Below are 24,948 nucleotides of genomic sequence, written 5' to 3'. Positions count from 1 at the left end.
CGAAAATTTCTGAATAATGATAAATCACAATGATAAAAAACTTTTTACTTGCACTATGTATGGGTGCATTTTCTGCAAATCTTTATGCTGTGGAATATTCTAAAGAATTGATTGCAAGCGCTCAAAAAGGCAATGCTCAAGCGCAATATGAACTGGGCCAATTGATTTACCATGGTAAAGGCATCACGAAGGACAAAAAAGCAGGTTTTGCTTGGATGCTTGAATCTGCTGAAAAAGGCTATGTACCTGCACAAATAAGTGTGGGGGAGTCCTATTATTGGGGCATTGGCACAATCAAAGATAAGTTTAAAGCCGTGGAGTGGTATCAAAAAGCCAGTGCGCAAAAATCTACAAATGCTATATATCTTTTATCTCAAGCTTACATCAAAGGCAGTGGTGTTCAGCAGAATATCCCTAAAGGGAATCAGTTGCGTCTGCAGGCAGCGGAGCTAAGTTATGTTCCCGCAATGATTGACTTGGCTCAGGCTTATCGTACGGGTGAAAGTGAAAGCAAAACAGCCAAAGATCTAAACAAGTCATTTTACTGGTATGAGAAAGCTGCAAATACGGGTGACCGCAACGCTAAGCTGAATTTAGGCCTTATGTATGAGGAGGGAGAAGGCACAGCTCAGGATAATACCAAAGCACTAAAATACTATTTGGAAGCAGCTCAAAAAGGCGAATCCGTTGCTCAGTTTAATATTTGCCGTTTCTATTTTGATGGTACGCATCCATTGAAGCAGGATTATGAAAGCGCATTTCAGTGGTGTAAGTCTGCTGCTCTACAAGACGACTACTATGCTAAATTATTTCTAGGCCGCATGTATGCAAAAGGCTTGGGGGTGAAGAAAGATCAGGCCATGGCCGTTAAATGGTACAAGCAAGTTCATGATGAAGATGAAGCGGCTGCGTATATAGCATCATCTAAACAGAAATAAGACTTAGCACGCTAAATCCAAAATGTATGTATTCATCTCTAATTCATTTTATAAGTCGACATACAGACAATAAAAAGCCCCCAATTAAGGGGGCTAGTCGTATCACTCGCGTGATACTCATATAAGGCTCATCTCATACTAAGTGTATTAGAACATAAATCTAAATCTTTTTCAGAAATATCATCCTATAACTTACTATTTAACGAGCATTTGCTTGCGGTTGCTCAGCACTTTGACAGTTATTTGCCGCTTCATGTATGCGAGGCGCATAATTTAAGTCTAGTGTTGTGCTGAGAAGTATAGATAGGCGCGTATTAAAAGTTTGTTTTGTAATTTAATTCAATAATATGGAGTGAGAATTATTCGATCATCATTAAATCGGCATTATTTGCTAACTTTAAGGGTCTGAGTGCAAAGATCGAGCGGGTATGGCGCACGCCTTTCATTTTATAAAGGTTCTTGCGCAAGAAGCGTTCATAATGCTCTGAATTTTTGACCGCGACTTTGACCAAATAATCATAATCACCGGTCACCAAATGCGCTTCAATCACTTCGGGCATGTTGGCTAAGGCTTCACTGAACTGATCCAAAATTTCATCATCATGGCGTTCAAGTGTGATTTCAATAAAAAATAGCTCATTAATGCCAATCGCTTTGGCGTTAATATTGGCCGTATAGCCTTCAATAATATTTAAGGATTCTAAGCGCTTTAGGCGTGTCCAGCAGGGAGAAGAGGATAGGCCTACTTTTTCCGCCAATTGGGTGACAGTCAAACGGCCATCTAAACGCAGTTCAGAAAGAATACGGCGGTCAATTTTGTCTAAGCTGTAATTATTTTCGCCCATAAAACACTCTGCAAAAGAATTTTCTGAATTAAAGCTATTTATAGCATATTTATTCTGTAAAAATTGGCATAAGGCAGAAAAACAGCAAACCTATTTGCATGATTGGCGTTAATATAGCCATATGAAAACTTGACTGGTTGGGTTACTGGTCAAGGTAAAATGCACACAGCGGCTAAGCAGGGGTACTGCATGGCTGCTGTGTGCATTTTTGCTTTGAGATATGCATATTTAGAAAATAACTCTGTCAGAATTAAAAAGCCCGCCATTCCGGATTATTGAAAAGGCGGGGTAAAGCGTATATACGGCCAGATCCTTTCTCGGCTGTGCGGTTTAAGTACTCAGCTGCTGTGCGATCACCGGCCATAAATTTTGGTGTGATGATTTAAACATCATCATGTGTCCAATCCCTTTGTGGCCATATTGGGCAGGTTTCAGCTCAATCATTTCTGTAGGGGCGTTTGGATATAGACGCAGCAGATCTTTTACATTGGCATAGGTTGCGATTTCGTCGTCAGACGACCACAGTGCTGTAATAGGTGTTTGGATCAGCGGATGAAAATCTTCCTGTACTGTTTTACCAATGGCATTGATCACATAACCGGGTTTGCTGCAGAATTGCGCCCATTCGCGAGCAACATCTTTAGGTAAATTTTCACCCATACCAATCGCATTGGTTGGCCCGTAGCCGAGTGTGTGGCGGGCAATAGGGAAAATTCCCTTAAACATAAGGGGCGCAAGCAGTTTGGTGCGTCCTTTTAAACCTTTGACGTGACCCGTAGAGCCTGAAACTGCGACAACTTTGGCTACTTTGTTGTAGTTTGGCACAATGCCCAACAGCTGCCCGCCTGCGCTATGGCCAATCAGCAACACTTTTTCAGCCGACGTTTTTTGCAGCAATACATTGATAGCGGCAGGGATGTCTAATTGCCCCCATTGCACAATACTGGCCTTGGATTTGCTTAACGGACCGTATAAAGAGTCACCAATGCCACGGAAATCAAAGACTAAAACATCGTATCCTTGTGTGCTGAGCCACGTTGCAAAGCTATTGTAAAATTGTTTGGTAATGCCTGTAGCTGGGCAAATGAGAATCGGGTAGTGCTGTTTTTGTTCAGTTTGTGCTGAATAAAAGCGTGCGCTCAGCTGATAGCTGTCACTGCATATAATTTGGAGTTGTTCAAATTGAGACATAGTATTTGCTTTGTATTTACTGCTTCTTACTTTACTGTACATGAGTTCCAAAAAGAAACTTGAATAAATCGTGACTAAAAAGTCAAAGCTACTGTTTATGATGACAACATATTGAGCATAAAAAGAAAGGAAATTTAAATGGATGTTGCACAATTGGACCAGTCAGTTCGCTGGGCGATTATATTCAGCGGTATTTTTCTATGGGTGGGCATGCTTACAGGTGTATGGAAATATTGGCAGATACGTCAATCTGTGCAGTCTAGAGCGCATTATTATGTAGATATCGCGCACCGCAGCAGTCTGCTGTATGCGCCAGCCTCACTGATTCTGGCAGTATTGGCTTATTTTTCGGTATTTTCGGCACAGCTTAATTTGTTTTGTGTATTGATCAACCTTGTATTTTTTAGCTTTTCTATATTGAGCTATATCTTGCACGGCTTTTTAAAAGACACAACTAATCAATTTAAAGCGCCGCATACTTTGGGCAAAAAACTGACTTTACCTGCTTGGATGCTCAGTGCTGCCATGTTTATGCTGATCGTGAGTGAACTCGGTGCAACGGCTATTTTACTGCTGGGTGCGGCATTAAAGTTATGGTCTTAAAAGTCTGATTCTTTTGTGTAATGCAGATATGCGGTTTAGAAAAAAGTGAGTATTTTTATGATGGCTAAGCTGTATATTTAAAACTAGAGAATAGAGCGAAAGGCTAAGGGGCGAGTGTACAGAGGGGAGGCTGGGTGTTGGTTTATAGAAATATATTCTTTTTTTTTTTTAGATGGATGACGAATCATCCATCTTCAATCTTATTTTACATAGTCTGAGCATTTCTGCTGTCGAAACTTCTCATCAATGACGGCCCATAGGTAAAAGGCAAATGAGACGACGACTGCATAGCCGAAATATTCAAGTCTTAAGTTTCCTTGCATTAAGCCTTGAATTAATAACGTAAGCATCAGCGCAATAGTGGTGCTCAAAAAGGTCACCATATGTTTATTGGCTTTCAGAGCGTTAATGAATAATTCTTTATTGAAATGTACTGATAACATCTCCACCCCTCCTTTTGTTGTTTTTCACTAAAACCTGATTGTTTTAGTAAGCTATTCATTTACTGTTGTACTGCTTATTTCAAAGCATTTCAATAGTAAATGTCATGATTTTGTCATATATCTATGTTAGTTCATTTCATATAGATGATAACGCCATCATTGACTGAAATCTTAAAGCTATTCATTTGTCTTGAGATAGAAAATTAAAAATACTCAATCTTTCAGTGATATAAGAACTAAGCAATATATGTACCAAGCACATCGTTTTGCAGAACCAATAAGCTTATGCGTTATTTATGCAGTAAAGATGGATAAAATGTAAGCGTTGTTTAGACTAAAGTAGTTGAATTTTAATTATTTTAATGAGCAGTTTTCTGGGATGTTTTGTTGTAAGTAATTGTTTCAAATTTATACAGAAAACGGATTTAGATAATTTATTTGCTAGTGGAGCAGAACAGTGCGACAAATAAAAGCATATTTGGATAAAACATGACATTTATTGGTCATTAAAAAATCATCGTTTGGGTAAAACTCTGATTTTGTATACTGAACAGGGTTAGAGGTTTATTTTCTAACTTTGTCGATCACTGCAGCTATCACTAATACAATTACTGAAGGAATAAACCATGCGAGGTTTTGTTCATTCAAAGGCAAATTTTGCAGCAGTGCAGGCAATTCAAAACCAGCGACTTTTAATCCGTCAAAAATACCGAAAATCAACGCAATCGCAGTAACAGGGGTAATAACGCGAGAAGGATTGTTCCAGAATTTAGTCAGGAAGCTCAGTAAAATAACAACAATAGCCGGCGGATAAATTGCGCTTAAAACAGGAACTGAAACTGCAATCAGTTTGGTCAGGCCTAGGTTAGAAACAAACAGCGCTGAACCAACAAGAATAAATACAAATGTTTTATATGAAATCTTGGTCAGGTTCGAGAAGTATTCTGCGCATGCACATGTCAGGCCAATCGCCGTGACCATACAAGCAACAAAAATCATCGCTGAAAGGAAATAAGCGCCCATCGTACCAAATGCGTGCTGAACGTATGCGTGCAGGATTACTGCGCCGTTGGCTGCATTTGGAGCAATTTCATGGCTGCCCATGCCTAATTTAAATAAGCTGACATATACCAGTGTTAGGCCAATACCAGAAATAATGCTGGCAATTACGGCGTATTTGGTCACCAGTTTTTTATCAGTCACACCGCGGGAAGTAATCGCTTTAACAATCACAATACCGAAAACCAATGCGCCTAAAGTGTCCATGGTCAGATAACCATTAACAATACCTTCAGAAACAGGGCTGGCAACATAATTGTTGATCGCAGGTTGAATCGCGCCCGCAGGAATAAAGAAGGCTGATAGACCTAAAATCACCAAACCGAGGATTTTCAAAGGCGATAGAAAATATCCCACAGTGTCTAAGATTTTATTTGGATACAGCGATACGATTGTGACTAAAGAAAAATAGATAATGCTGTAAATCAGCAAACTATTGGAGGATTCACCAAAATATGATGAGAAGCCAATTTCATAAGAAACTGTTGCAGTACGCGGAGTAGCAAATAAAGGGCCAACAGCTAAATAGCAGATGACAGTCAGTACAATACTGGCTGCTTTGCCTAGGGGCGAGCTTAATAGCTGAATGGAACCTTCTACACGCGACAATGCAACAATCGTAATTACAGGTAAGCCAACTGCAGTGATTAAGAAACCGAAAGCAGCAAGCCATACATGTTCACCGGCTTGCTGTGCGACAATCGGTGGAAAGATAATATTGCCGGCGCCAATAAATAGGGCAAAGGTCATAAAACCTAAGGCAATAATATCTCTAGTACGGAGATTTGTCATAAGTAAAAGGGAGATGAAGCAATTGAAGTCGGCAATTTTAGTGCAATTTAGGCGGTTTTTGGTGTTTATTTTATCAGTGCTATGAATTTTTTTTATAATATCAATGGCTAATGTATTTGCGGGTAAAATTCGGGTTGAACTATATGCTTGATAATCGTTAAGAAAATATGAATAAACTTTCTGAATAACTTTGCATTGTGCTTATTCTCTCAAAGAATCCCAAATTGTTGTTTGTCTGTAATTCAAACAGCAGCGGCCCGAATTAGGGCGTTATAGCCCTATTGCAGGGCGATGAAAAAACAAAATAATTTAAAAAGGTCTATAATCTGTCCATCTTATAAGAGGATGTCGTAATGAGAGCTTCCACTGTCACCATTAAAACTGAGCAAGATATCGAAAAACTGAGGATCTCAGGCCGTTTAGCTGCGCAAGTGTTGGAGATGATTGGAGCCTATGTGAAGCCGGGTGTAACGACGGAATACTTAGACGACATCTGCAATGATTTTATTGTGAATACCTTGCAGGTTACGCCAGCCAATGTTGGCTATTACGGTTATACCAAGACAACCTGTATCTCTCCAAATGAAGTGGTTTGCCATGGCATTCCTTCCGCGAATACTGTGCTGAATGAAGGTGATATTATTAATATTGATGTTGCCATTATTAAAGATGGCTATTTTGGCGATACCAGCCGCATGTATTATGTAGGCACGATTAAGCCTGAGGCGAAACGTCTAGTCGATACTACTTATAAAGCTATGGTGGCAGGCATTCATGCTGTAAAGCCTGGTGCAACATTGGGGGATATTGGCTTTGCCATCCAAAGCGTAGCGCAGCGAGAAGGCTATACGATTGTGCGCGAATATTGCGGGCATGGGATCGGCAAGATTTATCATGAGCAGCCGAATATTCTGCATTATGGACAACCAGGGCAAGGCATGGTGCTGAAAAAAGGCATGGTCTTTACTATTGAACCGATGGTGAATGCAGGCAAGGCGCGCACCAAAGAGCTGAAAGATGGCTGGACTGTTGTAACAGCAGACCATTCGCTGTCAGCGCAATGGGAGCATATGGTTGCAATAACGGATGACGGTTTTGAGCTGCTGTCTCCTTGGCCTGAAGGAACGGGTGCATATCCAGAAATTTGATAAAACGTAAATCAATTACGAAATTAGTTAATATATTTACGACTTTAGTCTAAAAGTGTTGGCTTAAAATTGTACAAATATGTTTTAACAATAAGTTGTATTTGCTAGAGCTTTGATTTATTTGGTTTTTAAGAATTTATGATTTTGCACTAAGAATAATTTTCTATTTATGAAAATTAACCAACATGCGTATTATCTCAGCTACAGATTCTGCTGTAGTTTCTGGTTTTAAAGTTTCGGCCTATCCTCCTTGGATAGGCTTTTTTTTGCTTAGAATTTTGTACTCAGTTTTTCGACTAAATAATCAATAAATACGCGTACAGCAGGTAAAAGTCCGCGGCGCGATGGATAAACTGCATGGAAAATGCCATGCGGAGCTTTCCAGTCTGGCAAGACACGTACTAATGCGCCAGAGCTTAAATAGTCTTGCACAATGCTGTCTGGCAGTAATGCAATTCCGCAGTCCTGACTGGCCAGATGCGCAAGCATATTTAAATCAGAACCCATAACCACAGGATTCACACGGATTTTTTTCTGATGCTGCTGGTCATCATGAACAACGATGTGCTGATCTAAATGTTCATCCGCCATGCTGAGAATATGGTGCTGAGCTAAATCTTCTGGCTGTTTTAAATCGCCATATTGGTTGAGATAGGCTTGGCTGGCAAAAAGATGCTGCTCGACTGATTCAAATTTACGGATCACCAGATTAGGATCATCATCCAAATTGTCGCGGACACGCAAGGCGAGATCAAAGCCTTCATTGATGATATCGACACGGCGGTTCGTCACCATCATTTGCACTTTAATTTCGGGGTACATTTTCAAGAAATCAGGCAAAATTTTGGCAATTTCATTTTGCGCGATAGAGACTGGAATACTGATTTTTATCACACCGCGCGGTTTGGTGCTTAAGTGGTCGACAAGGTCATGCGCGGCTTGAGCTGCATTCATCATCACTTGGGCATGGCGGTAAATATTCATACCGATATCAGTCACTGCAAAATGCCTTGAACTGCGCTGAATCAGGCGGACACCCAGATGTTCTTCTAGGTTGTAAACGCGTCTGCTGAGTTTGGATTTGGGGATGTCAGTAGCGCGTTCCGCTGCACTAAAGCCGCCGTGTTCGACCACTTGGGCAAAGCAATAAAAATCATCCAAATCACTGAGCATTTAAGTATTCCATTTTTGAAACAATATTGATGAATTAAAAACGATCGTTGCAAATTGTCAATTATAATTTGTAAAATTGTGAACGCGTGAGTTTAGTTTTTTAGACCCTTTAAGGCTCTGATCAAGACTAAAGTCGGCTTCGATAATATCAGGAATATCCTTAGCATAATGCCAAATTGACGCTTATATGAACATTGCTTAAATGCATAGACATATGATGCTGGCCTTCAAGCATGAGGATGTATCATGGAGTTGAGACATTTACGCTACTTTGTTGCGGTGGTTGAAGAGCAAAGTTTTACCAAGGCTGCAGAGAAACTGTTTATTGCACAGCCGCCTTTAAGCCGTCAAATTCAAAATCTAGAGCAGGAACTTGGTGCGCAGTTATTTGAACGCGGCAGCCGACCTTTACGCACGACAGCTATAGGGCGTTTTTTCTATCAGCAAGCTTTAAAGCTGCTGTCAAATGCTGAAGAAATCAAATTGATCACCCAGCGCGCAGGCATGACGGAGCGCACGATTCATATTGGTTATGGCACTTCGCTCATGTGCGGCTTGCTGCCGCGCATTGTGTATTTGTTTCGGCAGCAGCATCCGCATTTAAACGTTAAATTGCTGGAATTAAATGGATTGGATCAGATTCAGGCCTTAAAAGAAGGCCGAATTGATGCTTGTTTTGGCCGAATCAGAGTTTCTGATCAAGCTGTGAAGCGGGTCATGCTGCGTGATGAAAAGCTCATGCTGGCGGTGCACTCGAGCCATGCTTTGGCCAACCGCAAGCAGCCGATCTCGTTAACGCAATTGAAAGATGAACAAATCTTTAGCTATCCATCGCAGTCTGGCATGGGTTATGCGGCGCAAATCAAATCTTTATTTTTAGAGTTTGGCTTAGAGCCAAAGCGCTTGCATGTATTGGATGGATTGCAGCAGTCTTTAGGCATGGTCGCGGCGGGTGAGGGTATTTGCATTGTGCCGGAATCAGTCAAAATTATGCAGTTTAGGCATGTCAATTATTTAACGCTGGCAGATAGTGCCGCGGTGAGCCCCATCTATTTGATGGTGCGCAATGACGATGAAGGTCAATACACACGTCCGCTGTTTGATTGTGTGTATCAGGTGTATGACCTCGAAGCGATTGAATATGACCGCCGGGTCTTTTAAATTTTGACGTGTTTATAGGTAAATTGAAATTAGGGTATTTTGTCGATATTTCTTAAAAAACGTCCAATTTCAGCGCCGAATTTAAACGGTTCGCTGAGCAATGGCGTGTGGCCTGATTTTTTAAAAATAACAGCAGTTGCATCATCCAGGCTATTGGCAACTATTTTCTGGCCAGCGGATGGATAGAGCTTAGACTGCTCACCAATGAAAAAAGTGGCTGGAGCTTTAAGTTCAGTAATGGCTGCACGGTAATCTTGCTGATGATGCAGATAATTGTTGATATACCATGCTAAATAATCTAAACGCTGAATAGGTAAGACATAAGACTGCAGCATTGGTCGTTTTAGTGCCTGTTTTATTAAAAATGGCGCAGATTTGCTGCTGGCCTGCAGGTCGATAAAGTTCAGCCAGCTTTGCAGCAGCTGTTCACGGTCATTGCGGTTCAGTTCTTTGATGGATTTCTTGTCTGTATTGCGGCTCAGCACTTCTGAGATATTGGAGAGTATAAGATTAAATTCGGGATTTCGTTTGCCAAACAGGCCATAAGGCCACTCAGCATTTGAGCGTATTTTTGGCGTTTGATCAATGTGTAAATAGCGCTCAATTCGATCCGAAAACTGAGCGTACTGCATGCCGTGCATGGCAGTTGTCGCGCCCATGGAGTAAGCGATGACGCTTAATTTGTCATGCGGCAATTGCTGCAGCAGGCTTTGAATATCTTGCCAATGGCTGGAAATGGCATCCAGTTCTGGAATTTTACACTGCGATGATCCGCCAAAACCGCGCCAATCTGGAATAATAAACTGAAAGTTTTTACGGAAACGGTATAAAAAAGGGTGCCATTGCCAGCTTTGCATGCCCAGTCCAGACAGCACCAGTACGGGGGTGCCTGTGCCATATTCACGGACAAACAAATTTTCGCCATCGGACATGCGGTAATGCGGCATAGCAGTTCCTTATCTTTATTTTGTTATTGATTCGCATCAAAATTTTTTAAGGCTGGAATCATGCGTTCCAGCCATTGAATCCAGCCTATTTCCATATCTATGCCCAGCTGCAAAATCTGCTGATGGATAAACAGCGTGCGGTCTGCAGTGTTGGCTTGAGCAAAATCCTTGGCATAAATGGTCTGATACAGTTTTAAATTATCCTGATGCAGCTGTAAATGGCGTTCCAGCTCAGGCAGCACGGTATTTCCGCCAATTTGCGCTTCTGCACGCAGACGCACCATCAATTCTTCACGCAGCTGTGCAGGCGGGCTTTGCTTGACCATCCAGCTGCTGAGTTCTGTGCGTCCCAGAAGTTCTACCTGATAAGTTTTTTTGCGGCTTTGCGCGTCATCATCTTCAATAGGTGAAATCCAGCCTTTTTGCTGCATAGCGCTCAGTTCGCGGTATATCTGCTGATGCGTTGCATTCCAGAAAAAGCCCATAGAACGGTCAAAACGCCGTGCAAGCTCAATGCCTGTACTGGGTTTTTCAATTAAGCTGGTCAGTAAGACATGGGCTAAAGACATAAAATGATGGCTTATATTTTTTAACAGCTTTTATTATGCAACATGTTGCATAAAAATCAAATCTCGAATATAAAAGTATGCAACAAGTTGCATTAATGATTGGGTTTGGGAAAAACTATGCCTGATCATCATAAAAACAGCCAGCTGAAAAAGCACGCTAAGGAGAGAATATGTCGAATTATCCAAATTTACTTGCGCCATTGGACTTGGGCTTTACTACACTTAAAAACCGTGTATTGATGGGTTCAATGCATGTGGGCTTAGAAGAAGCGCCAGGCGGGTATGAACGCATGGCTGCATTCTATGCAGAACGTGCCGAAGGCGGTGTTGGTTTAATTGTGACAGGCGGCATTTCTCCAAATGATGCTGGCTTAACCTTTGCTGGCGGCAATAAGCTAGATACGCGTGAAGAAGCGGAAAAGCACAAGGTAATCACTCATGCAGTACATGATGCAGGAGGTAAAATTGCTTTGCAGATCCTACACACTGGCCGTTATTCATATCAGCCAGATAATGTTGCGCCATCAGCGATTCAAGCGCCAATCAATCCAGTCAAACCGCATGCGCTGTCATCTGCAGAAGTGGAACAAACTATTGCTGACTTCGTGAATTGCGCCAAGCTTGCGCAATACGCAGGCTACGATGGCGTTGAGATTATGGGTTCGGAAGGTTATTTAATTAATGAGTTTATTGCTGCGCGTACCAACCACCGTGATGATGAGTGGGGCGGCAGTTACGAAAATCGTATGCGTTTTCCAATTGAAATTGTGAAACGCACCCGCGCAGAAGTGGGTGAAAACTTTATTATTATTTACCGTTTATCTATGCTGGATTTGGTCGACGGCGGTTCGACTTTTGAAGAAGTGGTGCAGCTGGCCAAAGAGATTGAAAAAGCAGGCGCAACCATTATCAATACAGGGATTGGCTGGCATGAAGCGCGTATTCCAACGATTGCCACTAAAGTGCCGCGTGCTGCTTTTACTTGGGTCACTGAAAAACTAAAAGGCATTGTGAAAGTTCCGCTCATCACATCAAACCGTATTAACACTCCAGAAATGGCTGAGCATGTTTTGGCATCAGGCCATGCGGACATGGTGTCTATGGCGCGTCCAATGCTGGCAGATGCATTTTTTGTACAAAAGGCAGAACAAGGCCGCAGTGATGAAATCAATACCTGTATTGGCTGTAACCAAGCCTGCTTAGATCATATTTTCTCAATGAAAATTGCCACCTGTCTGGTGAACCCGCGTGCATGCCATGAGACTGAATTGCTGTTTAAGGAGTCATCGCAGGAGAAAAATATTGCGGTGATTGGCGCAGGGCCTGCTGGTTTAAGCTTTGCCACCTATGCTGCTGACCGCGGACACAATGTCACTATTTTTGATGCAGCGGGCCAAATTGGCGGACAGTTCAATATTGCCAAAACAATTCCAGGTAAAGAAGAATTTTATGAAACCTTGCGCTATTTTAAACGTAAAATTGAATTGCAGCCGCGCATTAAACTGGTGCTGAACCACACTGCGACTTATGAAGAACTCGCGCAATCTGACTTTGATGATATTGTGGTGGCTACTGGTGTTACACCGCGTCAGCTGCACATTGAAGGTATTGATCATCCAAAAGTGCTGAGCTACTTAGATGTGCTGAAAGACCGTAAACCTGTAGGCAAGCGTGTAGCCATTATTGGCGCAGGCGGCATTGGTTTTGATGCGGCTGAATTTTTGAGTCACGAAGGGGAAAGCGGCAGCCTCAACCCTGAAAAATTCTATGATGAATGGGGTATCGATACTTCTTATGCACATGTTGGCGGTTTAAAGCAGCCGAAAGTTGAACAGTCAGCGCGCGAAATTTATTTATTGCAGCGCAAGGCAAAATCTGTGGGTGCGAGTTTAGGTAAAACGACAGGATGGATTCACCGTACAGGCTTAAAACACCGTGATGTAAAAATGATTGCGGGTGCAAGCTATGAAAAAATTGATGATCAGGGTTTGCATATTATTGTGAATGATCAGCCTGCCGTGCTTGAAGTGGATAACGTGATTATCTGCGCGGGGCAGGAAGAATACACAGCAATGTATGAGCAGCTGAAGACTGATGGCAAAAGTGTGCATTTGATTGGCGGCGCAAAAGAAGCGGGTGAGCTGGATGCGAAGCGCGCAATCCGTCAAGGGGCGCAATTGGCAGCTGTGATTTAATCAGCCTTATCGTGATCGTTGCGCATCAATATTTGACGTGCAGTTGTAAAGCTTACTCTCCCTAAGGGAGAGGATTCAGGAGAGGGATGTTGTCCTTTACTCTAGGCGTCCAAGGGAAAGCTGGAAGAAAATTTATTGCATCTATAAATTTATCTTTTAAAACAACAGATGTTTTATTATTGAGACATAGGAAATACTAAAATGACAATTGAAAATACTAAAGCAACAATACAAAAATGGCATCAGATGCTGGAAACACGGGATATGAGCATCTTGGATGAGTTGTTGTCTGAGGACGTGGTTTTCCGTTCTCCGGTCGCTTATAACCCTTATCCGGGCAAGCAGGTGGTCACGTTTATTTTGACCAATGTCATTCAGATTTTTGAAAACTTTACCTACCATCGCGAATTTTATACAGAAGATGGCCTGAGTGTGGTTCTTGAATTTTCAGCTAATGTTGGTGAGAAGAAATTAAAAGGGATCGATATGATTCAGTTTAATGAACAGGGCCAAATTATCGATTTTGAAGTCATGATCCGTCCAAAGAGCGGTTTGGAAGCACTGGCGGCGCAAATGGGTCAGCGCATGGCGGCTTTTTTAACCAAGTGAAGTCCGCTTAAAGCATGATCATACGCTATTCAGTAAGAGAGGTAAGCATATGGGAAGCTGGTTGAATACGCTGAGCCGAGGTGCAATGGCGGTATTGGATCTCGCCATTGGCGCAGAAAAGCCCAAGCTGTATTTTAATCCGCAAGGAGAGTTTAAAACTATTTTTGAACAGCTTCCTCAGCTTCACCGCAAATACAGGCCAACACCTTGGCTGTCAAATACGCATGCACATTTACTGTACTTTGATTTAATTAAAAAGCGTCAGATTCATTTGAGCTATGATCAGGTGGATCAGCTCAAGATGCAGGATGGCGGCATTACCGGCATCGCGTGGTATGGTCTGAATGCTGCGCCAGATGCGCCAACTATTGTCATTTTACATACCATTACCGGTACACCTGAAAGTATGCGTGAATTGGTTCGGGATCTGCATCTCTACACCAGCTGGCGTATAGCGCTGTGTTTGCGGCGCGGCCATGCGGGCTTGCCTATGCCTGTACCTAAGATGAATCTATTTGGTTCTACAGATGATTTGCGTGAACAGCTTGCATGGATTCAGGAAAAATTTCCGAATTCAGATTTGTACGGGATGGGTTCGTCCGCAGGTACGGGGCTGCTGGTAAGATATTTAGGTGAGCAAGCTAAAGATACGCCATTAAAGGCCGCTTTTGCGTTGTGCCCAGGCTATAACACTGAATCTGGCTTTAAGCGTGTACATCCGTTCTATAGCATGATGATGACCAAAAAACTGTTCCAAAATTTTGTAGAGCCGTATAAAGATACTTGGATGAAAACTACGACCTTGTCTAAGGTGCTGCAGTCCAAAACCTTATTTGACTTTGAACAGGCCTATTTTGAAATGGCTGGGTTTGATGCATATAGCAGTTATAATCAGGCCACGAATCCTATTTATGTTTTTGAGCAAATTGAAATCCCGCTTTTGGTCTTAAATGCAGAAGATGATCCAATCTGCCACATCCGCAATTTTGAGCCTTATAAATCTATTGTGAGGCAAATGCGAAGTGTGGCTGTAATCACCACCAAAAAAGGCAGTCATTGCGGTTTTTATGAAGGAATAAAAGAAACCCATTCTTGGGCTTCACGCCTTGCTGCAGACTTCTTTTTGCTGGAAGCGAATAAAACACAATAAGTGATGCTTTGGATTGTATTTATCTATCTAAATAATAAAGCCCGTGATTTGTTGTAATCACGGGCTTTATTATTCAAAGTCTGGCTTAGGAGTGGTTAGCAATGCTGTTCTTTGTCTAGTGAAATATTGTCTTGAGTATTCAGCACTTTCATTTGTAGAAACACCAATGCTAAAGCAAGCGCACTTACGCCTGCGCCAGAGTAAGAGACGGCTTGATAGCTCCAGCCTGAGTACAGTACTGCAGCCCCTGCAGCAGCACCCACGGCATTGCCTAAATTAAATGCGCCAATGTTTACTGAAGAAGCTAGACTAGGTGCTTCATGCGCAACGGACATCACCCGCATTTGCAGTGGCGGAACAACGGCGAATGCAGCGGCACCCCAAATGATCAGTGCAATTGCAGCGCCGGTTGCTGTTTGTGCCAATACTGGAAATAACAGCATCATCAACATCAGGGTGAGCAGAAAAGTAATCAGTGTTTTTTCTAATGAACGGTCTGCAAATTTTCCGCCTAAGTAGTTGCCAATAGAAAAACCGACACCAATCAGCACCAGCATGAAGGTAATCATTTCTGGACTGGCATGCGTAAAGGTTTTCAGGCTAGGCGAAATATAGGTATATAAGGCGAACATCGCGCCTGCGCTCATGACCGTCGTGAGCAACGCAAGGACTATGGGTAAGCGAGTTAAAATCTTTAGCTCTGCTTTTACATCAGGTTTGGCTGCAGCACCGTCTTGCGGCAAAGCTTTCCAAAGTGAAAGCATAGTGACAATGCCTAAGATTGAAATCGCCATAAACGAAACACGCCAGCCGATGTGCTGCCCAACATAGGTCGCCAGAGGTACACCGCCTATATTGGCTATGGTCAGTCCCATAAACATCATGGCTACGGCAGAAGCCTGTTTGTCCTTAGGTACTACACTGGCAGCTACCACTGAGCCAATACCAAAAAATGCGCCGTGATTTAAGCTGGTGATCAGCCTAGAGCCGAGCAGTCCTAAATAACTAGGTGAAAACGCTGCAAGTAAATTGCCAATCGTAAAAATAGCCATTAATAAAATTAAAGCTTTACGTTTGGAGTAGCGTGAAAACCATAAGGTCATTAAAGGTGCGCCAATCATTACACCGACTGCATATGCGCTGATTAACAAACCCGCTTGCGCAATCGATACATCTAAATCATGAGCGATTTCAGGCAAAAAACCCATCGGGGAAAATTCGGTCGTGCCAATGGCAAATGCGCCAATAGCCAAGGCCAGTAAGGGAAAGTTTAATTTTGCAGCAGTGCTATTCATTCACTTTAATCCCATTCTGGCGCTAGCTTTTCAGGATTGACTTCTCGGCCATTGCGTTCAAGGCTGGCAATGGCTTGCATTTCTTCATCACTCAGCTGAATGTCTTGTGCGCGCAAGTTTGCTTTTAAATGCGCAATTTTTGTAGAGGATGGAATTACCGAGTAGCCTTTTTGCAGTGCCCATGCTAAGGCAATTTGAGCTGCTGATGCTTGATGATGCTGGGCGATGTCATTTAGCACAGGATCGTTTAGCACTTTGCCATAAGCCAAGGTCATATAAGAGGTTACATCAATGTTTTGTGCTTTTAAAAATTCTGCCAGTTTTGCATTTTGCAAATAGGGGCTGAGCTCAATTTGATTGGTTGCAACGTGTTCAGCGCCAATGCTGTCAATCGCTTGCTGTGTTAACGCAATATTGAAGTTGGAAATGCCGATATGCTGGGTTAAACCTTGCGTTTTGGCCTCAAGCAGCGTTTGCATCAATTCGCTAATATTGAAGCCCATTTGGGGTGCAGGCCAGTGAATCAGGGTTAAATCGACAGCATCAGTACGCAGCTTACTCAAGCTTTCCTTTAAGCTTGGAATGAGTTTGTCTGGCGCATAATGATCAGCCCAGATTTTGGTCGTCAAAAATAGCTCTTCTCGTACTATCTTGCTTTCAGCAATGGCTTGTCCAACTTCAGCTTCATTGCCATAAATCTGTGCCGTGTCTATAGCTCGATAACCAACACTGAGTGCATTTTTTATAGAGTCGATAACGGTTTGTCCGCTTAAGCGGAAAGTGCCAACACCAAATTGAGGAACAATCATCAGGAATTCTCTTTTTTAGATTAATGTTATTGTGCTGATTATTTTAAAGAAGAAAAATGTATGAGTTTGGAATATATTATTGATTAAAAATCATGAATTCTAATATGACATGAAATCGACCATTGAAGAACTGCAGGCTTTTACCGTCATTGTGGATAGCGGCTCTATTGTAAAAGCTGCAGAAAGGCTGGATCAAACCGCATCAGGCATAAGCCGCGCCTTACAGCGTTTAGAATCTAAATTAAATGTAACGCTGCTGGAAAGAACAACACGTAAAATTAAATTGACGCAAGAAGGGCAGCTGTTTCTGGCCAAAGCTCGACAAATTCTAAATGCTTTGGCTGAAGCAGAGGATGCCTTATTAAAAACGGATGCAGATATTTCGGGCTTAATTCGCGTAGATTCTGCAACACCGTTTGTGCTGCATGTGATTGTGCCGCTGATTCATGAGTTTATGCAGAAGTATCCAAACATCACGATAGAATTAAATAATCATGATCAAGTGATTGATCTGCTTGAACATCAAACAGATGTGGCAATTCGATTTGGTGAGCTGAATGATTCTACGCTGCATGCAAAATTGCTTTGCAGAAGCCATCTTTATATAGTTGCCAGCCCAGAATACGTTGCCAAGAAAGGTTTGCCTCAGCAGCCAGACGATTTGCTGCAGCATGACTTGATTGGTTTTAGTCAGGTCAATCACTTAAACACATGGCCGATTGAAATAGACGGCAAAGCATTGACCATACAGCCTAAAATTAAAGCATCTAACGGTGAGACCGTTCGGCAGTTGGCGCTGTCTGGTGTGGGGGTGACATGCCTTTCGCGGTTTTTAGTCGAACAGGATTTGAAAGAAGGGCGGCTGATTGCATTGTTGCCAGAGCATGTGCTTTTGCATTATCAAAAAATACACGCCGTGTATTATCTGCAAGAACATTTACCCAAACGAATTAGCTTATTTATTGATTATTTGGCTGAAAAGCTTAAGCCATATTTGTAGACGTGGATCTTTAGTGGCTGTAAAAATGATTAAACAGCGAATTTGTATACCAATAGATAAAGAAAAGCCCAGTCGAGTTTCTGGGCTTTTAATTGTTGAAAATTAAATAAATTAATTATCAAGCGCTGGTGTAGCTGCCGCAATCGCTGCTGCAACTGCATCATCTTCAGATTGAGCGCCGCCATTATTTTGCTTAGGCGCAGCTTGTGTAGGCTTGTCTTCAGCCTTAGGCGCTTCAGCTTTAGGTGCAGCAGGGCGCGGCGCTTCTTCAACTGACGCAGCTGGAGTTTCACGGCGGATTTCAGTGGTAGTATTCGGCGTTTCTTCGCGAATAATTTCAGTCTGTCCAGGCATTGGCTCAATTGGCGCATTGTCTGTTGAGTCTAAGCTTTGGAATTGCGCTTCAGAAGCGGTCATTGTTTCAGATGCTGCGGTATCAATTTGTTCAGGCTCTTCTTGCTTTGGCTCTTCTTTTTTCACACAGGCAGTAATCAATAATGCCGTAGCGATTGCACCGCAGATTAAAAGTTTTTTATTCATAATTGCACAAAATTAAGTGTTAAACAGATACCCATATTATAACCATAAATCAGAATATGAAAATCATCGAAATTTTAGCTAATTTTATATCGGAAATGCTGATAGAATAACCAATTGTTTATTGTTCTATGAATTGATGCGGAATGACTTTGCTTTATTGGTGCAAGGTAAAGTAAAATTGCGCAACATTGCAGGCCTATTTAGGCTCGATTGTACGAGAAACCCAATGACCCATTTTATTTTCGTGACTGGTGGTGTAGTTTCATCACTAGGTAAAGGTATTTCAGCTGCTTCAGTTGCTGCACTTTTAGAAGCCCGTGGTTTAAAAGTAACCATGGTCAAAATGGATCCATACATTAATGTCGATCCAGGGACAATGAGCCCATTCCAGCATGGTGAAGTTTTTGTCACAGAGGATGGTGCCGAAACTGACTTAGATTTGGGTTATTACGAACGTTTCTTGCGTCGTGCGAAAATGACCAAGCTTAATAACTTTACATCTGGTCGTGTATACCAAGACGTTTTAAATAAAGAACGCCGCGGTGATTATCTTGGTGGAACTGTTCAAGTTATTCCACACATTACAGACAACATCAAAGAACGTGTACTGCGCGCAGGCGAAGGTTACGACGTTGCGATTGTTGAAATTGGCGGCACAGTAGGTGACATTGAATCTCTCCCATTCATGGAATCTGTTCGTCAATTAATGGTTGAGCTAGGTCATAAGCGCACTATGCTGATGCACTTAACGCTTCTTCCATATATCAAATCTGCAGCAGAGCTGAAAACAAAACCTACACAGCATTCTGTAAAAGAATTGCTGTCGATCGGTATTCAGCCAGATATCTTAATCTGCCGTACTGAGCATGATGTTGATGCAGATACAACACGTAAAATTGCGTTGTTCACAAACGTTGAAGCACGTGCGGTTGTGGTATGTAAAGATGCGCGCTCAATTTATCAAATTCCGCGTACCTTCTATGAACAAAATGTTGATGATTTAATCTGTGAACGTTTTGGTTATAACGATCTTCCTGAAGCTGACTTAACAGATTGGGATAACGTGGTAGAAGCATTGCTGAACCCTGAATACACAGTACGTGTTGCAATGGTCGGTAAATATGTGGAACTTCCAGATGCTTATAAATCTGTGAACGAAGCGCTTCTGCATGCGGGTATCAAAAACCGCGTTAAAGTACAAATCGACTATGTTAATGCAGAAGAGCTTGAAAGCTTAGATGTAAACGAAGCATTAAAAGATGCTGATGCGATTCTTGTACCAGGCGGCTTTGGTGAGCGCGGTACAGAAGGTAAAATGAAAGCAATTCGTTTTGCCCGTGAAAACGGTGTGCCATTCCTTGGCATCTGTTTAGGTATGCAGCTGGCTGTAATCGAATATGCGCGCAATGTCGCGGGTATTGCAGATGCAACTTCAACTGAATTTAACCGTTCTACTAAGTCACCACTGATTGGTCTAATCACTGAATGGCTGGATGAGCGCGGTGAAGTACAGCAGCGTAATGCTGACTCGGATCTTGGCGGCACAATGCGTTTGGGTGCTCAAAAATCTGAATTGGTTGCTGGCACGAAGACATGTGAAGTTTATGGTTCTGAAGATATCATTGAACGTCACCGTCACCGTTATGAAATGAACAACCGCTATATCCCAGTGCTTGAAGAGAAAGGCATGAAGATTTCAGGCTATTCTCCAGTTCAACGCTTGGTAGAAACTGTTGAAATTCCTCAACATCCTTGGTTTATTGCTGTACAATTCCACCCAGAATTTACAAGTTCTCCACGCGATGGACACCCATTATTTGCTAGTTTTATTGATGCTGCGAAAAAGCAGTACAAAAAAACCAAGTAATTCGGGTTAAGGAATAAACTAGGAAGTTTAAATGTCACAATTAAAACCACAAGAGATTGTACGTTTAGGCGATATACAAATGGCAAACCACTTGCCATTTGTACTATTCGGCGGCATGAACGTACTTGAGTCAAAAGATCTGGCTTTTGAAATTGCGGAAACTTATGTTGATATCTGCAAACGCTTAGATATCCCATATGTGTTTAAAGCAAGCTTCGATAAAGCAAACCGCTCAAGCTTAAACTCTTTCCGCGGCCCAGGCCTGGAAAAGGGTATTGAGTGGCTGGCTGACATTAAAAAGCATTTTAATGTGCCGATTATTACTGACGTGCATGAGCCGTATCAGGCAGCGCCTGTGGCAGAAGTTGCAGACATTATTCAGCTTCCTGCTTTTTTAAGCCGTCAAACTGACCTTGTTGAAGCAATGGCCAAGACGGATGCCATCATTAACATCAAAAAAGCGCAATTCCTTGCACCGCATGAAATGCGTCATATCATGAATAAGTGCTTGGAAGCGGGTAACGATAAACTGATTCTGTGTGAGCGCGGTTCTGCATTTGGCTACAACAATCTTGTTGTGGATATGCTGGGCTTTGACACCATGAAACAAATGAACGTTCCTGTGTTCTTTGATGTGACCCATGCATTGCAAACGCCTGGCGGCCGTGCTGATTCTGCAGGCGGACGCCGCGCGCAAATCACTACGCTTGCTCGTGCGGGTATGGCGACTGGTTTGGCAGGTTTGTTCTTGGAAGCGCATCCTGATCCAGATGTGGCGAAATGTGACGGGCCTTGTGCACTTCGTATGTCTCAGCTTGAGCCATTCTTAGCGCAGTTAAAAGAACTGGATACTTTGGTCAAAGGCTTTAAAGAGCTGGATACACACTAATATATTTACTTTTGATGCGTCATTTAATGGCGCATCGTTTTATTAATCAACTGAGGAATAGTTCATGAGTCAAATCGTTGACATTCGTGCACGTGAAATTTTGGACTCTCGCGGTAACCCAACCATCGAAGCAGATGTTATTCTGGAATCTGGCGTAGTTGGCCGTGCATGTGCACCATCTGGTGCTTCAACTGGTTCTCGTGAAGCTTTAGAACTTCGTGACGGCGATAAATCGCGTTACTTAGGTAAAGGCGTAAAAACCGCTGTTAACAATGTAAATACGATCATTCGTGATGCACTGCTAGGCAAATCAGTATTCGAGCAAAAAGACATTGATAATACAATGATCGCGCTTGACGGTACTGAAAATAAAGAAAAATTAGGCGCTAACGCGACTCTTGCAGTATCTCTTGCTGCTGCGCGCGCTGCTGCTGATGAGAAGAAAATTCCTCTTTTTCAATACATCGCAGACCTTCGCAACAACAGTATTCTGACTATGCCTGTTCCAATGATGAACATCATCAATGGCGGTTCACATGCAGACAACAACGTTGATATTCAAGAATTTATGATTGAGCCAGTTGGCTTTTCTTCATTCTCTGAAGCTTTGCGTGCCGGTGCGGAAATTTTCCATTCTTTAAAATCAGTATTAAACAAAAAAGGTTTAAATACTGCTGTTGGTGATGAAGGCGGTTTTGCGCCAAACCTTCGCTCTAACGAAGAAGCAATCACTGTTATTCTTGAAGCAATTGGTCAAACTGGCTATAAAGCAGGTTCTGACATTATGCTTGCGCTTGACTGTGCATCTTCAGAATTCTACAAAAATGGTCAATACATTCTTGCTGGTGAAGGCAACAAAGCATTCACAAGCAACCAATTCTCTGACTATTTAGCAGGTCTGGTAAACCAATACCCAATTATCTCAATTGAAGATGGTTTGGATGAATCTGATTGGGAAGGCTGGTCGTACCTGACTTCTATTTTGGGTGACAAGATCCAATTGGTTGGTGATGATTTGTTTGTTACGAATCCTAAGATTCTTCAACGCGGCATCAATGAGAAAGTTGGTAACTCTATTCTGATCAAATACAACCAAATCGGTACTTTGACAGAAACTTTAGATGCGATCTATCTTGCGAAAGAAAATGGTTACACGACTGTTATTTCTCACCGTTCAGGCGAAACTGAAGACTCTACAATTGCAGATCTTGCAGTGGGTACAGCAGCGGGCCAAATCAAAACTGGTTCACTATGTCGTTCTGACCGTGTTGCAAAATATAACCAATTGCTTCGCATTGAAGAATTGACTAATGCTGCATATCGCGGTAAAGCTGAGTTCAAAGGTTTGAACTAAGCAGATCATGCTATCTATGTTAAATGTATTTGACTCTAAAGCGAGTAAAGCATTGTTGGGCCTTGCGATCTTATTGATCGCAGGGTTTCAATATTTATACTGGTTTGGTGAAGGTGGCCATAAAGACCATCAGAAGCTGCAGCAGAAAGTGCAGCAGCAAATTGAGCTGAATGAAGAATTAAAAGAACGCAACCGCGTCTTAGCCGCGGAAGTTTATGATTTAAAAAATGGTGTAGAAGCCATAGAAGAACATGCGCGTTTAGATTTAGGCTTGGTCAAGCCTCATGAAACGTTTGTACAGATGAGCACGGTAAATACTCAATATAAGCCGATTTACGTCAATCCTAATCAAGCAGATTTACGCACCAATGAAGAATCAGCAGAACTGCCTCCAGAACCTTAATTTGTGGGCAGTGATTCCTGCGGCAGGTTCAGGCAGCAGATTTTCAAAATCAGAACTCAAACAATATCAAATCATTGAAAATAAAACAGTATTGGAACATACGGTTGAAAGACTGAATGCGTTGCCTCTATCAGGCTATGTATTGGCTATTGGGGAGCAAGATGATCTAGCTCAGTCATTAGCTTTTGCTGCCCAAGCCAAAGCGCATTTTTGTTTAGGCGGTGCGGAAAGGGTTAACTCTGTTTTAAATGCATTGGATTATTTATCTGAAATTGCCTCAGAAGATGACTGGGTAATGGTGCATGATGCTGGGCGTCCATGCGTTTCTCAGCAATGTCTAGAAAACCTTGTTTCAGTGGCAATTGAGTCTGGACAAAGTGCAATTCTAGCGATTCCCGTCAGAGATACGCTGAAGTATGTAGAGACAGGCACGCAAATTTCAAAGACAGTGGACCGTTCAAAACTTTGGCAGGCGCAAACGCCGCAAATGGCGAAACTTGGTGTGCTGAAAAAAGCTATAGAATATGCTTTAGCGTCGAATTTAAATATTACAGATGAAGCGAGTGCTTTAGAGTTTGCATTGGAAACGGTGCATGTTGTTCAAGGCCGCTCCGATAATATTAAAATCACTTATCCCGATGATTTAGAGCTGGCCAAACTGATTTTGGCTTCTCAGCAGTCTATGGTTTAATTAATTACAGAATAATTTGAGCAGTGAGGATTTATTCCTGACTGCTTTAACTTATAATTTCGTCACTTTATTTTTAAGTATGCGCCACAAATGATTCCTTCACAGCAGTATCGTTTTTTACGGCAATCCGCGCGAGATGGGTTAAGTATAAAACACGATTCTTCACGCTGGGCTAAATTGCATTTAGATCCTTGGCTGCTCATTTTTCTGGTCATCAATGCTGCTCTTGGCTTGATGGTGGTATATAGCGCAACAGCCGGTGATTCAGGCATGGTTATGCGTCAAGCCACAAGTTTTGGCGCAGGCTTTATTATCATGTTCCTGTGCGCACAAGTGCCGCCAAAGGTATATCAAGCTGTTAGCCCATATCTGTACATTTTTGGCTTGTTTATGCTGATTTTAGTCTTGGCGGTGGGTGAAACCCGAATGGGGGCAAAACGCTGGATTACTTTACCCGGAATTGGCAGTATGCAGCCCAGTGAGGTAATGAAATTTGCCATGCCCTTAATGATGGCCTGGTATTTTTCGAATCGCGCTTTCCCGCCAAAGTTTCTGCATATTGTGGTTGCGATCATCATTATGATGGTGCCCTTTGTTTTGGTGGCTTTACAGCCGGATTTAAACATTGGTTTGATTATTCCGGGTATTTTTGTACTGTTTTTGAGCGGAATGTCATGGCGTCTAATTTTAGGCGCTATGGGCGCGCTTGCTGTTGTGGCGCCATTATTGTGGACATTCTTTTTGCAGGAATATCAAAAAAAACGTGTCCTCACACTATTTGATCCTGAGTCTGATGCATTGGGCGCAGGCTGGAACATCATTCAGTCTAAAATTGCCATTGGTTCTGGCGGTATGACAGGTAAGGGCTTTACAGCAGGGACGCAGTCGCATTTGGGCTATTTGCCAGAGCATCATACCGACTTTATTATGTCGACTTATGCAGAAGAATTTGGCTTTATCGGTGTTTTTTTGCTGTTTAGCCTCTTCGGTGCAATTATTATCCGATGTTTAATGATTGGCATGAACAGTTTTCATAATTTTGGCCGTTTATATGCTGGTGCGGCAGGTTTAACTTTCTTTTTCTTTGTCTTTTTGAATTCTGGCATGGTGAGCGGGATTTTACCTGTGACGGGTGACCCTTTGCCTTTGATGAGTTATGGTGGTACAGCTGTTATATCTATGCTAGCTGGTATGGGAATTGTGATGTCCATTCATACGCATCGTTAAAGATTTAATACTTTAAAGCTGGATTGATTCCAGCTTTTTTTATATCTTGA

The 24,948-nt window shown here is 42.3% G+C and carries 24 protein-coding genes; 14 read left to right on the top strand and 10 right to left on the bottom strand.

Annotation, left to right across the window (positions count from 1 at the left end):
* Positions 1-29 precede the first annotated feature (29 nt).
* Positions 30-938, top strand: a complete 909-nt coding sequence (locus tag B9T34_RS12215) for a tetratricopeptide repeat protein (RefSeq protein ID WP_086213400.1) — start codon at positions 30-32, stop codon at positions 936-938.
* A 359-nt stretch (positions 939-1,297) separates the two neighbouring features.
* On the opposite strand, the gene B9T34_RS12210 is transcribed toward B9T34_RS12215, so the two are convergent.
* Together B9T34_RS12210 and B9T34_RS12205 are read right to left on the bottom strand one after the other, a co-directional pair.
* Complete coding sequence (locus tag B9T34_RS12210) at positions 1,298-1,783, bottom strand: Lrp/AsnC family transcriptional regulator (protein ID WP_086213399.1); 486 nt, start codon at positions 1,781-1,783, stop codon at positions 1,298-1,300.
* Between the two features lie 330 nt (positions 1,784-2,113).
* Positions 2,114-2,974: an alpha/beta fold hydrolase gene (locus B9T34_RS12205; RefSeq protein WP_086213398.1), complete on the bottom strand. Its 861-nt coding sequence runs from the start codon at positions 2,972-2,974 to the stop codon at positions 2,114-2,116.
* Positions 2,975-3,112: 138 nt separating this feature from the next.
* Between B9T34_RS12205 and B9T34_RS12200 the strand changes: the two genes are divergently transcribed.
* On the top strand, positions 3,113-3,577 hold the full coding sequence (locus B9T34_RS12200) for a hypothetical protein (protein WP_086213397.1): 465 nt from the start codon (positions 3,113-3,115) through the stop codon (positions 3,575-3,577).
* Between the two features lie 200 nt (positions 3,578-3,777).
* Here the strand turns inward: B9T34_RS12200 and B9T34_RS12195 are convergent, their stop codons facing one another.
* Together B9T34_RS12195 and brnQ are read right to left on the bottom strand one after the other, a co-directional pair.
* Positions 3,778-4,020, bottom strand: coding sequence for a hypothetical protein (locus B9T34_RS12195; protein ID WP_086213396.1), 243 nt, complete (start codon positions 4,018-4,020; stop codon positions 3,778-3,780).
* A gap of 564 nt (positions 4,021-4,584) precedes the next feature.
* Positions 4,585-5,871 carry a branched-chain amino acid transport system II carrier protein gene (gene brnQ, locus B9T34_RS12190; RefSeq protein ID WP_086213395.1) on the bottom strand — a complete coding sequence of 429 codons (1,287 nt, stop codon included), beginning with the start codon at positions 5,869-5,871 and terminating at the stop codon, positions 4,585-4,587.
* Positions 5,872-6,224: 353 nt separating this feature from the next.
* Between brnQ and map the strand changes: the two genes are divergently transcribed.
* Positions 6,225-7,019 carry a type I methionyl aminopeptidase gene (gene map, locus B9T34_RS12185; protein WP_086213394.1) on the top strand — a complete coding sequence of 265 codons (795 nt, stop codon included), beginning with the start codon at positions 6,225-6,227 and terminating at the stop codon, positions 7,017-7,019.
* Between the two features lie 270 nt (positions 7,020-7,289).
* Here map and B9T34_RS12180 read toward each other — a convergent pair whose 3' ends face one another.
* A complete protein-coding gene (locus B9T34_RS12180) occupies positions 7,290-8,192 on the bottom strand; it encodes a LysR family transcriptional regulator (protein WP_086213393.1) in 903 nt (300 codons plus the stop codon).
* 246 nt (positions 8,193-8,438) lie between these two features.
* Here B9T34_RS12180 and B9T34_RS12175 point away from each other — a divergent pair, with 246 nt between their 5' ends.
* Positions 8,439-9,353: a LysR family transcriptional regulator gene (locus tag B9T34_RS12175; protein ID WP_086213392.1), complete on the top strand. Its 915-nt coding sequence runs from the start codon at positions 8,439-8,441 to the stop codon at positions 9,351-9,353.
* A gap of 29 nt (positions 9,354-9,382) precedes the next feature.
* Here B9T34_RS12175 and B9T34_RS12170 read toward each other — a convergent pair whose 3' ends face one another.
* Both B9T34_RS12170 and B9T34_RS12165 read right to left on the bottom strand, forming a co-directional pair.
* Positions 9,383-10,300, bottom strand: coding sequence for an alpha/beta fold hydrolase (locus B9T34_RS12170; protein WP_086213391.1), 918 nt, complete (start codon positions 10,298-10,300; stop codon positions 9,383-9,385).
* Positions 10,301-10,323: 23 nt separating this feature from the next.
* Positions 10,324-10,869, bottom strand: a complete 546-nt coding sequence (locus B9T34_RS12165) for a PadR family transcriptional regulator (RefSeq protein WP_086213390.1) — start codon at positions 10,867-10,869, stop codon at positions 10,324-10,326.
* A 170-nt stretch (positions 10,870-11,039) separates the two neighbouring features.
* Here B9T34_RS12165 and B9T34_RS12160 point away from each other — a divergent pair, with 170 nt between their 5' ends.
* The 3 genes from B9T34_RS12160 to B9T34_RS12150 all read left to right on the top strand — a co-directional run bounded on the left by B9T34_RS12160 (position 11,040) and on the right by B9T34_RS12150 (position 14,823).
* Positions 11,040-13,064 carry an NADPH-dependent 2,4-dienoyl-CoA reductase gene (locus B9T34_RS12160; RefSeq protein ID WP_086213389.1) on the top strand — a complete coding sequence of 675 codons (2,025 nt, stop codon included), beginning with the start codon at positions 11,040-11,042 and terminating at the stop codon, positions 13,062-13,064.
* Positions 13,065-13,265: 201 nt separating this feature from the next.
* Complete coding sequence (locus B9T34_RS12155; protein ID WP_086213388.1) at positions 13,266-13,673, top strand: nuclear transport factor 2 family protein; 408 nt, start codon at positions 13,266-13,268, stop codon at positions 13,671-13,673.
* Positions 13,674-13,722: 49 nt separating this feature from the next.
* Positions 13,723-14,823, top strand: coding sequence for a YheT family hydrolase (locus tag B9T34_RS12150; protein ID WP_086213387.1), 1,101 nt, complete (start codon positions 13,723-13,725; stop codon positions 14,821-14,823).
* 95 nt (positions 14,824-14,918) lie between these two features.
* On the opposite strand, the gene B9T34_RS12145 is transcribed toward B9T34_RS12150, so the two are convergent.
* The gene (locus B9T34_RS12145; RefSeq protein ID WP_086213386.1) at positions 14,919-16,118 is read right to left on the bottom strand and encodes an MFS transporter; all 1,200 of its coding nucleotides are present in this window, start codon (positions 16,116-16,118) and stop codon (positions 14,919-14,921) included.
* Positions 16,119-16,123: 5 nt separating this feature from the next.
* Positions 16,124-16,927, bottom strand: coding sequence for a 2,5-didehydrogluconate reductase DkgB (gene dkgB, locus B9T34_RS12140; RefSeq protein ID WP_086213385.1), 804 nt, complete (start codon positions 16,925-16,927; stop codon positions 16,124-16,126).
* Between the two features lie 109 nt (positions 16,928-17,036).
* Here dkgB and B9T34_RS12135 point away from each other — a divergent pair, with 109 nt between their 5' ends.
* Positions 17,037-17,927 carry a LysR family transcriptional regulator gene (locus B9T34_RS12135; protein WP_086213384.1) on the top strand — a complete coding sequence of 297 codons (891 nt, stop codon included), beginning with the start codon at positions 17,037-17,039 and terminating at the stop codon, positions 17,925-17,927.
* A 111-nt stretch (positions 17,928-18,038) separates the two neighbouring features.
* On the opposite strand, the gene B9T34_RS12130 is transcribed toward B9T34_RS12135, so the two are convergent.
* Positions 18,039-18,467: an internalin gene (locus B9T34_RS12130; RefSeq protein ID WP_086213383.1), complete on the bottom strand. Its 429-nt coding sequence runs from the start codon at positions 18,465-18,467 to the stop codon at positions 18,039-18,041.
* A 226-nt stretch (positions 18,468-18,693) separates the two neighbouring features.
* On the opposite strand from B9T34_RS12130, the gene B9T34_RS12125 reads away from it, so the two are divergent.
* The 6 genes from B9T34_RS12125 (at position 18,694) to rodA (ending at position 24,898) form a co-directional block, all read left to right on the top strand.
* Positions 18,694-20,334, top strand: coding sequence for a CTP synthase (locus B9T34_RS12125; protein WP_086213382.1), 1,641 nt, complete (start codon positions 18,694-18,696; stop codon positions 20,332-20,334).
* Between the two features lie 31 nt (positions 20,335-20,365).
* Positions 20,366-21,223, top strand: coding sequence for a 3-deoxy-8-phosphooctulonate synthase (gene kdsA, locus B9T34_RS12120; protein ID WP_086213381.1), 858 nt, complete (start codon positions 20,366-20,368; stop codon positions 21,221-21,223).
* Positions 21,224-21,287: 64 nt separating this feature from the next.
* Positions 21,288-22,577: a phosphopyruvate hydratase gene (gene eno / locus B9T34_RS12115; RefSeq protein WP_086213380.1), complete on the top strand. Its 1,290-nt coding sequence runs from the start codon at positions 21,288-21,290 to the stop codon at positions 22,575-22,577.
* A 16-nt stretch (positions 22,578-22,593) separates the two neighbouring features.
* The gene (locus B9T34_RS12110; RefSeq protein WP_086213379.1) at positions 22,594-22,980 is read left to right on the top strand and encodes a septum formation initiator family protein; all 387 of its coding nucleotides are present in this window, start codon (positions 22,594-22,596) and stop codon (positions 22,978-22,980) included.
* Positions 22,946-23,671, top strand: coding sequence for a 2-C-methyl-D-erythritol 4-phosphate cytidylyltransferase (ispD, locus tag B9T34_RS12105; RefSeq protein ID WP_086213378.1), 726 nt, complete (start codon positions 22,946-22,948; stop codon positions 23,669-23,671). Before B9T34_RS12110 ends, ispD begins: the two co-directional genes overlap by 35 nt.
* 90 nt (positions 23,672-23,761) lie before the next feature.
* Positions 23,762-24,898: a rod shape-determining protein RodA gene (rodA, locus tag B9T34_RS12100; RefSeq protein WP_086213377.1), complete on the top strand. Its 1,137-nt coding sequence runs from the start codon at positions 23,762-23,764 to the stop codon at positions 24,896-24,898.
* Positions 24,899-24,948: the final 50 nt, after the last annotated feature.

Origin of the sequence: Acinetobacter sp. ANC 3813 (genome assembly GCF_002135435.1) — a bacterium.
Lineage (GTDB): Bacteria > Pseudomonadota > Gammaproteobacteria > Pseudomonadales > Moraxellaceae > Acinetobacter.
Note: the sequence above shows the minus strand (reverse complement) of the source record. Positions and strands in the feature narration are given on the sequence as shown.

Excerpts from the sequence above, each read along its gene's own strand:
- B9T34_RS12170 (WP_086213391.1), bottom strand. The coding sequence starts at position 10,300 with ATGCCGCATTACCGCATGTCCGATGGCGAAAATTTGTTTGTCCGTGAA.
- B9T34_RS12210 (WP_086213399.1), bottom strand. The coding sequence starts at position 1,783 with ATGGGCGAAAATAATTACAGCTTAGACAAAATTGACCGCCGTATTCTT.
- kdsA (WP_086213381.1), top strand. The coding sequence starts at position 20,366 with ATGTCACAATTAAAACCACAAGAGATTGTACGTTTAGGCGATATACAA.
- dkgB (WP_086213385.1), bottom strand. The coding sequence starts at position 16,927 with ATGATTGTTCCTCAATTTGGTGTTGGCACTTTCCGCTTAAGCGGACAA.
- ispD (WP_086213378.1), top strand. The coding sequence starts at position 22,946 with ATGAAGAATCAGCAGAACTGCCTCCAGAACCTTAATTTGTGGGCAGTG.
- B9T34_RS12175 (WP_086213392.1), top strand. The coding sequence starts at position 8,439 with ATGGAGTTGAGACATTTACGCTACTTTGTTGCGGTGGTTGAAGAGCAA.
- B9T34_RS12215 (WP_086213400.1), top strand. The coding sequence starts at position 30 with ATGATAAAAAACTTTTTACTTGCACTATGTATGGGTGCATTTTCTGCA.
- B9T34_RS12180 (WP_086213393.1), bottom strand. The coding sequence starts at position 8,192 with ATGCTCAGTGATTTGGATGATTTTTATTGCTTTGCCCAAGTGGTCGAA.
- map (WP_086213394.1), top strand. The coding sequence starts at position 6,225 with ATGAGAGCTTCCACTGTCACCATTAAAACTGAGCAAGATATCGAAAAA.
- eno (WP_086213380.1), top strand. The coding sequence starts at position 21,288 with ATGAGTCAAATCGTTGACATTCGTGCACGTGAAATTTTGGACTCTCGC.
- B9T34_RS12110 (WP_086213379.1), top strand. The coding sequence starts at position 22,594 with ATGTTAAATGTATTTGACTCTAAAGCGAGTAAAGCATTGTTGGGCCTT.
- B9T34_RS12130 (WP_086213383.1), bottom strand. The coding sequence starts at position 18,467 with ATGAATAAAAAACTTTTAATCTGCGGTGCAATCGCTACGGCATTATTG.
- B9T34_RS12145 (WP_086213386.1), bottom strand. The coding sequence starts at position 16,118 with ATGAATAGCACTGCTGCAAAATTAAACTTTCCCTTACTGGCCTTGGCT.
- B9T34_RS12150 (WP_086213387.1), top strand. The coding sequence starts at position 13,723 with ATGGGAAGCTGGTTGAATACGCTGAGCCGAGGTGCAATGGCGGTATTG.
- B9T34_RS12195 (WP_086213396.1), bottom strand. The coding sequence starts at position 4,020 with ATGTTATCAGTACATTTCAATAAAGAATTATTCATTAACGCTCTGAAA.
- B9T34_RS12165 (WP_086213390.1), bottom strand. The coding sequence starts at position 10,869 with ATGTCTTTAGCCCATGTCTTACTGACCAGCTTAATTGAAAAACCCAGT.
- B9T34_RS12205 (WP_086213398.1), bottom strand. The coding sequence starts at position 2,974 with ATGTCTCAATTTGAACAACTCCAAATTATATGCAGTGACAGCTATCAG.
- B9T34_RS12125 (WP_086213382.1), top strand. The coding sequence starts at position 18,694 with ATGACCCATTTTATTTTCGTGACTGGTGGTGTAGTTTCATCACTAGGT.
- rodA (WP_086213377.1), top strand. The coding sequence starts at position 23,762 with ATGATTCCTTCACAGCAGTATCGTTTTTTACGGCAATCCGCGCGAGAT.
- B9T34_RS12135 (WP_086213384.1), top strand. The coding sequence starts at position 17,037 with ATGAAATCGACCATTGAAGAACTGCAGGCTTTTACCGTCATTGTGGAT.
- B9T34_RS12155 (WP_086213388.1), top strand. The coding sequence starts at position 13,266 with ATGACAATTGAAAATACTAAAGCAACAATACAAAAATGGCATCAGATG.
- B9T34_RS12200 (WP_086213397.1), top strand. The coding sequence starts at position 3,113 with ATGGATGTTGCACAATTGGACCAGTCAGTTCGCTGGGCGATTATATTC.
- B9T34_RS12160 (WP_086213389.1), top strand. The coding sequence starts at position 11,040 with ATGTCGAATTATCCAAATTTACTTGCGCCATTGGACTTGGGCTTTACT.
- brnQ (WP_086213395.1), bottom strand. The coding sequence starts at position 5,871 with ATGACAAATCTCCGTACTAGAGATATTATTGCCTTAGGTTTTATGACC.